Consider the following 11,525-nt stretch of genomic DNA (forward strand, 5'->3'; position numbering starts at 1 on the left):
ACAGCGGGCGGCGGGGGAGGCGACCGGCATGCGGCGGCGGGGGAGAGCGGCGGCGGGCCGGTGACCCAGGAGGCACGGGACACGGGGCGAGCGCCCGACCGTTCCTCCGGGGAGCGCCGGCCGCTGTGGCGGCAACGGGACTTCGGCGTCTTCTGGGCTGCGCAGACCCTCTCCGTCCTCGGCGACTCCTTCGCGCTGATCGCCCTGCCCCTGCTGGTGCTGGAGGCGACCGGGTCGATCGCGCGGATGGGGCTGCTGACCGCCGTCGGCGGCGCGGCGGCCGTCCTCGCCGCCGTCTTCGCAGGTACGGTCGTCGACCGCGTCGACCGCCGTGGACTGCTCATCGGCTGCGACCTCGCGCGCATGGTCCTGTACGGGCTGATTCCCCTGGTGTGGCTGCTCGGCCCGCAGGTCTGGCTCCTGTACGCCGTCCTGCCGCTGTGCGAGGCCGTCGGCATGTTCTTCGCCGTCGGCTACGTCACCGTCGTGCGCGGCCTGGTCGGCACCGAACAGCTCACCGAGGCCAACGCACGCCTCAACGCCACCGCGGCGGCGGCCGGGGTCCTCGGGCCGCTGTGCGCCGGCGTGGTGGCCGCCTGGTCCGGACCGGCCGCGGCCGTCGGCGTGGACGCCGCCAGCTTCGGCGTCTCGGCCGGCCTCGTCGCCGCCGTCCGGTTCCGGCCCCGCCCCGCCGACGACCCGGAAAAGGGAGAGCGCCCCGGACTGTGGCAGGACCTGCGCACCGGCGTCGCCTTCCTGCGCGGCCAGCCCGTGCTGCGCGCGCTCACCGTGCTGTTGTGCTGCTTCAGCTTCCTCACCCTCGGTCTGAACGACCTGGTGATCTACCACCTCAAGCACGACCTCGGCCACGACGACGGCACGGTCGGCACCGTCATGGCCGTCGGTGCCCTCGGCACCATCACCGGCGCGCTGTTGGTGGCCCCGGTGCGCCGGACGCTCGGCTTCGGACGGACCTGGACCGGCGCCGTGGCCGTGTGCGGCCTGGCTTTCGCGTGCCTGGGCCGGGCCGGTGGCGTGCCCGCCGTCGCCCTGCTCAGCGCCGCCTTCCTGGCCTGCGTGGGCATGGCGGGCACCTGCTCCATGTCCCTGCGGCAGGAGGTGACCCCGGAGTACCTGCTCGGCCGGGTCACCTCCGCCTACTGGACCCTCCAGTACTCCGCCGCCCCCGTCGGCGCGGCGGTGCTCACCTGGGCGGCGGAGGAGCACGGCACCACACCGGTCGCCCTGGTGGCCGGAACCTGCTGCGTCCTCATCGCCGTGGCCGCGCTGTTCACCCCGGTCCGCAGGGCCGGGCGGGCCTGAGCCCGCCGGTGCGGTTCAGTCGCCCAACACCCCGCGCACGAACGCGTTGGTGAACTTCCCCGCCGGATCCAGCTCCCCGGCCAGCGCCCGGAAGTCGCCCAGCCGCGGGTACAGCGCACGCAGCCCGTCCGCCGGAGTCGCGAACACCTTCCCCCAGTGCGGACGGGCCGCGAAGGGCGCGAGCGCCTCCTCCAGCCGCCGCACCACCGGCAGCACCGCCGCCGTGTCCTCGACCCAGGTGAAGTGCGCGGCCACCGTGTCCCGCCCGTAGGCCGGGCTCAGCCACTGGTCGTCGGCGGCGACCGTGCGGATCTCGCAGGTCTGGAGCACCGGCGCGAGCACGTCGCGTATCGCGTCCGTCGCGTGCAGCGCGGCCAGAGCGTGTTCCCGGGGCATCAGGTACTCCGACTGCAACTCGGCACCGCTGCTGGGCGTGAACTCGGCCCGGAAGTGCGGCAGCCGCTCGTGCCAAGGGCCCGGCACCCCGAACTGCTCCGTGCAGTTGACCGCGGGCATGCCCGGTACCGGATGCATCTTCTCGGCGGCGGCCTCCGCGTACGGGAACTCGTCCAGCGGCTGGTCGGTGCGCCGCTTCAGCCACACCTGCCGGAACCCGGGCGCCCGCCAGTCCGTGAACAGGCTGACGCTGTACGCCGCCGCCATCACGGTCTCGAACGTCGCCGTGTCCAGGCCGTCCAGCGGCAGCTCGGTGAAGACGTGCTGTTCCACCTCGTAGGCCGGTTCCAGGCCGAGGGTGAGCGAGGTCACCACGCCCAGGGCGCCCAGTGAGGTCACCGCCCCGCCGAACCGCTCGTCACCGCGGGCGATCACCACGGTCGAACCGTCCGCCGCGACCAGTTCCACCTCGCGCACCACCGACGCCAGCGGGCCGTTGCCCACCCCGGAGCCGTGGGTTCCGGTCGCCACCGACCCGGCGACCGAGATGTGCGGCAGCGACGCCATGTTCGGCAGGGCCAGCCCCCACGCGTGCACCAGCCGGGCCAGCTCCGCGTACCGCACACCGCCGCCGACCCGCACCGTACGGGCCGCCGTGTCCACGTCCACCTCGGACGGCAGGTCCGCCAGCGACAGCAGGACGCCCTCCGCGCCCGGCTCGGCGATCTCGTTGAAGGAGTGCCCGCTGCCCAGCACCCGCACCCGCTCGCTCCCGGCCACCAGGGACCGCAGGGTGTCCAGTGAGTGCGGCCGGAGCAGTTCCTTGGCCGTGTACGTGATGTTGCCGGCCCAGTTGGTCACCGTGATGTCGCTCATAGCGTGGAAACCTACCCGGCGGGCCTGGAAGGGGCCCCGCGCGGGAAGCCGCACCCGCGGGGGCATACCGTGAGAAGTCGAACGCCGCAGCTGGGAGGAGACACGGGATGGACAGCCGTACCGCGCTGGTCGAGGATCTGATGGAGCGGTTCCCGAACGTACCGCGCGAGGCCGTCTTCAAGGAGGACCTGCTGCGCGGCGGCGTCGCCTTCGACCCCTCCGCACTCAGTGACAACGAGAGCGGCGAGGTCAAGCCGAAGTCGTACTTCATCTTCTCCTTCGACCACGGCACCCTGCCCGAACTGGGCGAGGCCGCCCTGCGCCGCCCGCCCGAGGAGATCATCCTCACCGGCGGCCCCTACGACCTGCGCCGCACCGTCGTCTCGGTCCGCGTGAACCCGGCCTCCCCCTACCGCGTCGCCGCGAACGAGGACGGGGTCCTCGGCCTCTACCTGGACGGCAAGCGGATCGCCGACGTCGGTGTGCCGCCCATGCCCGAGTACTACCGGCACAAGCTGTCCAACGGGAAGTCGGTCATGGAGGTGGCCCCGACCATCCAGTGGGGCTACCTGATCTACCTGACCGCCTTCCGTGTCTGCCAGTACTTCGGCGCCAAGGAGGAGTGCCAGTACTGCGACATCAACCACAACTGGCGCCAGCACAAGGCGGCCGGGCGGCCGTACACGGGCGTGAAGGACGTCGACGAGGTCCTCGAGGCGCTGGAGATCATCGACAAGTACGACACCGCCAAGATCTCCACCGCGTACACGCTCACCGGCGGCGCGATCACCTCGAAGGTCCAGGGACTCGACGAGGCCGACTTCTACGGGCGGTACGCCAAGGCCATCGAGGAGCACTTCCCCGGCCGCTGGATCGGCAAGGTCGTCGCCCAGGCCCTGCCCAAGCCGGACGTCCAGCGCTTCAAGGACTACGGCGTGCAGATCTACCACCCCAACTTCGAGGTGTGGGACGAGTACCTCTTCAAGATGTACTGCCCCGGCAAGGAGCGCTACGTCGGCCGCGACGAGTGGCACCGGCGCATCCTCGACTCCACCGAGGTCTTCGGCGCGCGCAACGTCATCCCCAACTTCGTCGCGGGCGTGGAGATGGCCGAGCCCTTCGGCTTCAAGACCGTCGACGAGGCCATCGATTCCACCACCGAGGGCCTGCGCTTCTTCATGTCGCACGGCATCACGCCCCGCTTCACCACCTGGTGCCCCGAGCCCACCACCCCGCTGGGCAAGACCAACCCCGACGGCGCTCCGCTCGAGTACCACATCCGCCTGCTCCAGGCCTACCGCCAGACGATGGAGGACTTCGGCCTCTCCTCGCCCCCCGGCTACGGCCCGCCCGGCGCCGGCAACGCGGTCTTCTCGGTCAGCTCCTTCATGGACAGCCTGCCGGCGGACGCGCCCGTGGAGGTCTGAGCCACGGACGCGCCCCGCGGCGGCCCGTCGGTCAGGGGTTGGCCTGCATCTGCACGGCGACCCGGTCGAAGCGGCGGGCGGCGAGGTCCTGGCGGGTGATGGTCCAGTACAGGATCGACATGGGGAAGCCCGCCCACTGCGCGAGCAGCACCCAGGCGTCGCGGTCCGAGAGCGGAGCCTCGTCGTCCGGCTCGGCGGAGCCGGCCACCGGGTCGCCGTAGTCGTCGAAGTTGGCGGCGTGACCGCCGAGCTGCCAGCCCCCGCCGCCGTCCCGCTGGTCGGACCACACCTCCCGCAGCGTCTCGGCGTGGGGGTGCCGGGCGAGCGTCGCGGCGTCGGGCGGTGTGGTCGGCAGGGACACCCCGGGCACGAGCCGCAGGTCGCCGACGTCGCGCAACTCGGCGTCCAGTTCCTCCGGGGTGTCGTACTCGTAGACCTCGTAGTCGGGGGACGACTCCCGTTCCTCCACCGGGACCCCGGCCGGCACGTACACGGCGCCGCCCTCGGGCCAGGGCTCCAGATCGGCGTTGACGAACAGGAGCAGGGAGCCGTCCGGCGGGAGCGGCAGGTCGGTCGCCCCCGGGGGCACCGCGGAGAGGTCGAGCGTCGCGATGAGCTGGTGGTCCGACGCGTACTCGTCCTCCGCGCCGGCCGCCCCGTGGCGGTCGCCGGGGGTGGGGACGTCCGGCGGGAGCATCAGCGGGCCGCCGAGCCTGCCCACCACCGGGCCGTTCCCGTCGGCCGCCATCCGCAGCATCGGGCGGGCGAGGCCGAGCCACCGGTCCACGTCGGGCGCCGGAACGCCCCGCTCCAGGGCCTGCTCCCGGAAGCGGTCGAGCCACCACAGCGTCGCGGGCGGCAGGGTCCGCGCGGCCGGGGCCAGCACCCCCTCGCCGAACTCCCAGCCCGGTTCCGGCGCCACGACGCCCGGCTCGCCCCGACCGGCGAGCCACTCCGCCGCCGACCGGCGCGCCGTCTCGGACCCGCCGTCCAGCGCCGTCCGCGCCGCGTCCCGGGCGCCCGCGTGGTCGCCGAGCACCCGGCGCGCGGCCAGGCGGTGCCGCGAGGCGCCGAGCGCGATCGACGTCAGCCGGGGGACCAGTGTCCCGGGCACCTCGGGGAAGCACTCGAGGACGGTCAGCATCAGGTGGATGGTGTCGACGGCCTCCTGATCGGGGTGCGTCCTGGTGTCGAAGCCGTCCAGGTACTCGGCCACCAGGTCCGGCCGCTCGGCGAACAGCGGCCACCACCGCACGGCGTCCCCGGGGGTCAGGACCGCCCCGACGGGCCGGCCGAACGCCCCGGTGGTGCGGGTGGTCAGGAGCGCCGCTACCCGCCGGTCGGCGTCGGTCGCCCCGGCCTGCCGCAGGGCGTCCCGCAGCACGCGGACGTCGGACGTCCGCGCCAGCCACCGCTCGACGCCGGGCCAGAAGGAGGCGCCCTCCAGGCGGGCGGCGGCGACCCGGGTGTCCAGCTCCGCGAGGAGTTCGGCGTCGCCCGGCGGCACCGTCCGCGGGACGGGGACCGCGGCCCCGGGCCCACTCGCCAGGGCCGCCCGGTCGGCCGTCCGGCGCAGCTGCCTCGCGCGCTCCGCGTCCAGCGGCCGCCCTTCCGGCGCTTCCAGCGCGTCCTCGATCGCCGCGCAACCGCCGTCGAGGTCGGCCAGACGTCCCAGGACACCGGCGAGCCGGTCCGGGGCCGCGGCCGGCAGGTGCGGGCGCAGCACCGCCACCTGGCGGGGCCCCTCCAGCCAGGCCAGCGAGGCGAGTGCGTCGGCCCGCACCCCAGCGTCCTCGTCCACGGCCAGCGCGGCGAGCAGGGCGGCGTGCCGTTCGACGTTCGAAGCGCACCGGACCGCCGCGAACCGGCGGTGGTCGGTGTCCGCCGCGGCGACGACCTCGGCGACGGCCTCGGCGTGCCGGGCGAGGAACGCGTCGCCGGCCTCGTTCGCCAGGAGCGTGCGCCGGGGCGGCCAGCGTCTGTCCGGGCGTATGCGGAGCAGCGTCGTCAGTGTCGTGTGCACGGGCGTGCGCCCGCCCGCGCCGCCGACGCGGGCGACTTCGGCCAGGAGGGCGGGCGTCCACCGCGCCCGCACCTCCTGGGACTCGGCGGACCGCGCCCAGACGGCGTCCACCACGTCGTCGGCCAGCGTGCCGAGCCAGGCGGCGGAATCCGACCGGTCGGATCCGGCGACCGCGTGCAGCAGCCGCCCGAACCGGGCGAGGACGCCGGCCGGCGCGTCCCGGTGGACCACGAGCCGAGCGGCGTCGGCGGCCTCCGGGTCCGCCTCCGGCCGCCGGTCCGCGACGCCGTCGCCCTCGTCGCCGCCGTCGCCCGGTGCGTCCAGGACCTCCGGCCCCGTGCCGTGCAGGACGTACGCGACCGCGCCGTCGAGGACACGCCCCGGCGTCAGCGGTGCCAGGCGGGTGCGCAGCGCGGCCGCGAGGCCGGCCGGCGCACCCGTCACGAGCCGGACGCCGCCGGTGTTCTCTGTCTCTTCCTGTGCCATGCGGAAATCCTAGGGAGCACCCGGAGGTAAATCGGTGGTGCGCTCCCGCGGACGGTGGTTAGAGTGGTCAGCGTTCAGGTGGCCGCTTCGCCGCGCCACTCACTCCTACGGGATCTCGGAGGTGTTGACCGATGGCTGTCGTTGAGCCGGGCACTGCCCGCATCCGGAAGTTCGTCAAGTCCACCTCCGTGGCCGCCGGCTGACACCACCTCACTTCCCGCGTACGCACGCGGACGCCGGGGCCGCCCTGTGAAGGGTTTCCCTTGAACCTCGCTTCGTCTCTCTCCTCTTCCGCCTTCTCCTCCTCGCACCCGCTCGCCCCGTACGGCTGGGACGCGGACTGGGAGTCGGAGTTCGCCCCCTACGCCGCCGAAGGGCTGCTGCCGGGCCGGGTCGTCCGGGTCGACCGCGGGCAGTGCGACGTCGTCACCGCGGACGGCCTCGTGCGGGCCGACACCGCGTTCGTCACCCCCAACGACCCGCTGCGCGTGGTCTGCACCGGCGACTGGGTCGCCGTCGACCCCGAGGGCGGCACCCCGCGCTACGCACGGACGTGTCTGCCGCGGCGTACCGCCTTCGTGCGCTCCACCTCCTCCAAGCGGTCCGAGGGGCAGATCCTCGCGGCCAACGTCGACCACGCGATCGTCGCGGTGTCGCTCGCGGCCGAGCTGGACCTCGCCCGCATCGAACGGTTCCTCGCCCTCGCCTGGGAGTCCGGGGCGCAGCCCCTGGTCGTCCTCACCAAGGCCGACCTCGTGCCCGACCCGGTGACCCTGGCGTACCTCGTCCAGGACGTGGAGACCGCCGCGCCCGGCGTGCCGGTGCTGTCCGTCAGCGCCGAGCAGGGGGAGGGGCTCGACGTGCTCGCCGCCATCGTCTCCGGCGGCACCGCCGTGCTGCTCGGACAGTCCGGCGCCGGCAAGTCCACCCTCGCCAACGCGCTGCTCGGCGAGGACGTCATGGGCGTCCAGGCCATCCGCGACGTCGACGGCAAGGGACGGCACACCACCACCACCCGCAACCTCCTCGCCCTGCCCGGCGGGGGCGTACTGATCGACACCCCCGGGCTGCGGGGCGTCGGGCTGTGGGACGCGGGCAGCGGCGTGGACCAGGTGTTCGCCGAGATCGCGGAGCTGGCCGAGGAGTGCCGGTTCCACGACTGCGCCCACGAGAGCGAGCCGGGCTGCGCCGTCCTCGCCGCCATCGACAGCGGCGCACTGCCCGAACGGCGGCTGGAGAGCTACCGCAAGCTCATGCGGGAGAACCAGCGCATCGTCGCCAAGACCGACGCCCGCATGAGGGCCGAGATCCGAAAGGAGTGGAAGCGCCGGGGCGCCATCGGCAAGGCGGCGATGGAGGCCAAGAGGGGCGGCCTGCGGTAGCCGACAGGCCCTCCGGACCCCTCCAGCGCGATGTCCGATTTCCGCCAGCCCGGATTTCCGGTCTGGCGGAGACTGGAGGGCGTGACACCGACAGCGGAGTACGAGAAGACACGCGAAGACGGCAGGTACGAGGCCGTGCGGAGCCGGGACGCCCGATTCGACGGCGCGTTCTTCTTCGCCGTCGAGACCACCGGCATCTACTGCCGGCCCAGCTGCCCCGCGGTCACCCCGAAGCGGCACAACGTGCGGTTCTTCGCGACGGCCGCCGCCGCGCAGGGCTCCGGTTTCCGGGCCTGCCGGCGGTGCCGTCCCGACGCCGTGCCGGGCTCCGCCGACTGGAACGTCCGCGCCGACGTCGTCGGCCGGGCCATGCGGCTGATCGGCGACGGTGTCGTCGACCGCGAGGGCGTCGCCGGACTCGCCGGACGGCTCGGCTACAGCGCCCGCCAGGTGCAGCGCCAGCTCACCGCCGAGGTGGGCGCGGGGCCCGTGGCCCTGGCCCGCGCCCAGCGGGCGCACACCGCGCGCGTCCTGTTGCAGACCACCGGACTGCCCGTGACCGAGATCGCCTTCGCGTCCGGCTTCGCCAGCGTGCGGCAGTTCAACGACACGATCCGGGCCGTGTACGCGGCCACCCCGAGCGAGCTGCGCGCCGCCGCCCCGGCCCGCGACCGGGCCGCCCGGCGCACGGCCACCCCCACCGCCGGCGTCCCGCTGCGCCTCGCCCACCGGGGCCCCTACCAGCCCGGCCCGGTCTTCGACCTGCTCCAGCGGGAGGCCGTCGCCGGGGTGGAGGAGGTGAGCGGCGAAAGCGGCCGACGCGTCTACCGGCGCACCCTGCGCCTGCCGTACGGCACCGGGATCGTCGCCGTCCAGGAACGGACGGGGCGGGCCGGGCGGCCCGGCACCGGCACCGGCGGCTGGCTGGAGGCCCGCCTCCACCTCACCGACCTGCGCGACCTGACCACCTCCGTACAGCGGCTGCGGCGGCTGTTCGACCTCGACGCCGACCCGTACGCCGTCGACGAGCGGCTCGGCGCCGACCCCCGGCTCGCCCCGCTGGTCGCCGCCCGCCCGGGACTGCGCTCACCGGGCACCGCCGACCCCGACGAACTGGCGGTACGGGCCCTGGTGGGGCGCGCGGAGGCCGAGCGGCTCGTCCAGCGGTACGGCAAGGTGCTCGACGCACCCTGCGGCACCCTCACCCACCTCTTCCCCGAACCGGCCGTCCTCGCCGAGGCCGCGCCGGACGGCACCGCGGGCGCCCTCGCCGCCGCCCTCGCCGACGGCGCCGTACGCCTGGACCCGGGCGCCGACCGGGACGACGCCGAGCGCGCCCTGCTCGCCGTGCCCGGCGTGGACGCCCGTACCGTCGCCGTCGTGCGCACCCGCGCCCTCGGCGACCCGGACGTCGCCCCGCCCGGCACCGACGTGCCCGACACCTGGCGCCCCTGGCGCTCGTACGCACTGAACCACCTGCGCGCAGCAGGAGACTGGGAGAACGACCGATGACCACCCCGACCTACTGGTACGAGACCGACAGTCCCGTCGGGCGGCTGCTCCTCACCGCCGGCCCCGACGGGGCGCTCACCTCCCTCTCCGTGCCCGGGCAGAAGGGCGGCCGGAGCGTCCAGGACGGCTGGCTGCGCGACGCCGGGCCCTTCCGGGCGGCAGCGGAGCAGCTCGCGGCCTACTTCGCCGGGGAGCTGACGGAGTTCCGGCTGCCGCTGCGCGCCGAGGGCACCGCCTTCCGGGAGCGCGTGTGGGCCGCCCTGGACGACGTGCCCTACGGGGCGACGACGACGTACGGCGAGATCGCCGCCCGCATCGGCGCCTCGCGGCCGGCGGTACGCGCCGTCGGCGGCGCGATCGGCGCCAACCCGCTGCTGATCCTCCGCCCCTGCCACCGGGTGATCGGCGCCGACGGCTCCCTGACCGGGTACGCGGGCGGTCTGGAACGCAAGACGCGGCTGCTGACGCTGGAGGGCGCCCCGGTCAGCCGGCCAGCACCGCTCCCAGCCACGCCCCGGTGATCAGCAGACACGCGAACAGCTCCGTCAGCAGATCGGCGCCGCCGTGGCGCATCGCGGTCCGCAGCGACGCCATCGCCTCGCCGTGCCGCCCGAGCCGCAGCCGCTCGGCGAGGTAGATGCCGCCCAGGAAGCCGGGGATCGCGCCCAGCACGGGGACGACCACGAAGCCGAGGACGGCGCCCGCACCCCCGTACGAGGTCAGCCGGCGCATGGCCTCGTCCCGGCGTCTGCGGCGGGTTGGCAGCGCCCAGCGCACCGCACGGGAGAGCAGCAGGACGACGGTGGCGCCGACGAGGACCGCCCACGCCAGCGGCCGGGGATCCTTCAGCGCCCACCACAGGACCCCGGCCCACACCAGCCACGACCCGGGTACGCCGGGGAGCAGGATGCCGCACAGCCCGAGCAGAATGACCAGGCCGGTCAGGAGGAGGTCCCACGCTCCCATCTGTCCAGGGTGCCGGAGTCCGGCCCGGCCCGCAGAAGTCCGGCACGGCGTCCGGGGCTCCTCCGCCTCCTCTCGACCGCTCCTGGCTCCTTCAGCGCTCTCCGTGCTCCCTGGGCTCTCTGGCCACCCACTCCCGCTCGTAGGCGTGCCAGCCCAGCTGGAGCCGGGTGGTGACCCCGGTCAGCTCCATCAGGCGCTTCACCCGCCGCTGTACCGTGCGCAGGCCCAGGTCGAGCTGCTTGGCGACGCTCGCGTCGGTCAGACCGGCGAGCAGCAGGGAGAGGATCTCGAGGTCGGTGCCGTCCGGGCCGTCCGGGCCGTGCTCGGTCACGCCGGCGGTGCCCAGGCGCAGCGGGAGGGCGTCCCGCCACACCGCCTCGAAGAGGCCCGACAGCAGCTCGAGCAGTCCGCTCGCGTGCACGACCAGCGCGGCGGGCTCCGAGGAGTGCGCGGTGAGCGGCACCAGGGCCAGGGAGCGGTCGGCGACGACCAGTTTGGTCGGCACCCGGTCCACGACCCGGACCTGCTCGTCGCGGGCCAGCGCGGCGGTCAGCTCCGTGACGCCGGTCGGCAGGTCGAGCACCGACCGCTCGACCACCACGCGGTAGCGGACACCGCGTCCGGTGGCCTGCTCCTCCGCGTCGTTCTCCATGCCGGTCACGGCGACCGGCCGGTCGGTGACCAGCGCGCAGACCTCGTCGTTCGCGCCGAGTTGCAGCTGGAGGAAGCGCCGGGCGACGGCCGCGGCGCCGGTCACCACCTCCACCAGGTCGTGCACGGCGGGCTCGGCCGCCGCCGCCCGGTACTCCTCCGCCAGCAGGGCCGCCGCCAGCTCCGCCCGGTCCAGTTCGTGCCGCTGTTGGGTCAGCAGGGCGCCCAGCGCGACGCCCGGCGGAGCCGCGACCCAGCGTCCCGGGCGGGCCGAGGACTGGGCGGCGAGCCCGTTCTGCTCCAGCCTGCGCAGCGCGCGCTCGGTGTCCTGCTCGCCGAGCTCCAGCCGCCGCGCCAGGTCGGACACGTCGGCCGCCCCCACCGACACCAGCGCGCGGTACGCCGACTCCTGCGCGTCCTCCAGCCCCAGCACTCCCAGCATCAGGCGTCGCCCCTCCCCGGAACCATGATCATCTCTGCCGG

General features: G+C 74.6%; 9 protein-coding genes. 5 read left to right on the forward strand and 4 right to left on the reverse strand.

The annotated features are described in order from the left end of the window. Positions 1-60 precede the first annotated feature (60 nt). Positions 61-1,323 carry an MFS transporter gene (locus tag Sco07f_RS10755; RefSeq protein WP_087789102.1) on the forward strand — a complete coding sequence of 421 codons (1,263 nt, stop codon included), beginning with the start codon at positions 61-63 and terminating at the stop codon, positions 1,321-1,323. A 15-nt stretch (positions 1,324-1,338) separates the two neighbouring features. Here the strand turns inward: Sco07f_RS10755 and Sco07f_RS10760 are convergent, their stop codons facing one another. Further along, positions 1,339-2,595: an FAD-binding protein gene (locus Sco07f_RS10760; RefSeq protein WP_108987687.1), complete on the reverse strand. Its 1,257-nt coding sequence runs from the start codon at positions 2,593-2,595 to the stop codon at positions 1,339-1,341. Between the two features lie 107 nt (positions 2,596-2,702). Between Sco07f_RS10760 and Sco07f_RS10765 the strand changes: the two genes are divergently transcribed. Further along, positions 2,703-4,022 (forward strand): radical SAM protein, encoded by a 1,320-nt coding sequence (locus tag Sco07f_RS10765; protein WP_087789100.1) that lies wholly within the window; start codon positions 2,703-2,705, stop codon positions 4,020-4,022. Between the two features lie 31 nt (positions 4,023-4,053). Here Sco07f_RS10765 and Sco07f_RS40550 read toward each other — a convergent pair whose 3' ends face one another. Continuing rightward, positions 4,054-6,531 carry a DUF1963 domain-containing protein gene (locus Sco07f_RS40550; protein WP_108987688.1) on the reverse strand — a complete coding sequence of 826 codons (2,478 nt, stop codon included), beginning with the start codon at positions 6,529-6,531 and terminating at the stop codon, positions 4,054-4,056. Positions 6,532-6,794: 263 nt separating this feature from the next. Here Sco07f_RS40550 and rsgA point away from each other — a divergent pair, with 263 nt between their 5' ends. From rsgA to Sco07f_RS10785, 3 genes are read left to right on the forward strand one after another with little or no spacing between them, the layout of a single operon-like run. After that, positions 6,795-7,913, forward strand: coding sequence for a ribosome small subunit-dependent GTPase A (gene rsgA, locus Sco07f_RS10775; RefSeq protein ID WP_108987689.1), 1,119 nt, complete (start codon positions 6,795-6,797; stop codon positions 7,911-7,913). Positions 7,914-7,943: 30 nt separating this feature from the next. Next, positions 7,944-9,425, forward strand: coding sequence for a DNA-3-methyladenine glycosylase 2 family protein (locus tag Sco07f_RS10780; protein WP_244942030.1), 1,482 nt, complete (start codon positions 7,944-7,946; stop codon positions 9,423-9,425). Continuing rightward, entirely contained in the window at positions 9,422-9,946 is a 525-nt protein-coding gene (locus Sco07f_RS10785) for a methylated-DNA--[protein]-cysteine S-methyltransferase (protein WP_108987690.1), read from the forward strand. The genes Sco07f_RS10780 and Sco07f_RS10785 overlap by 4 nt, the downstream gene beginning before the upstream one ends. On the opposite strand, the gene Sco07f_RS10790 is transcribed toward Sco07f_RS10785, so the two are convergent. Together Sco07f_RS10790 and Sco07f_RS10795 are read right to left on the reverse strand one after the other, a co-directional pair. Beyond that, positions 9,909-10,391, reverse strand: coding sequence for a DUF456 domain-containing protein (locus Sco07f_RS10790; protein WP_007442045.1), 483 nt, complete (start codon positions 10,389-10,391; stop codon positions 9,909-9,911). The two genes, Sco07f_RS10785 and Sco07f_RS10790, sit on opposite strands and share 38 nt — an antisense overlap. Before the next feature lie 91 nt (positions 10,392-10,482). Next, positions 10,483-11,484, reverse strand: coding sequence for a helix-turn-helix transcriptional regulator (locus Sco07f_RS10795; protein ID WP_087789097.1), 1,002 nt, complete (start codon positions 11,482-11,484; stop codon positions 10,483-10,485). Positions 11,485-11,525 lie beyond the last annotated feature (41 nt).

The organism is Streptomyces coelicoflavus, assembly GCF_003112555.1.
Lineage (GTDB): Bacteria > Actinomycetota > Actinomycetes > Streptomycetales > Streptomycetaceae > Streptomyces > Streptomyces coelicoflavus.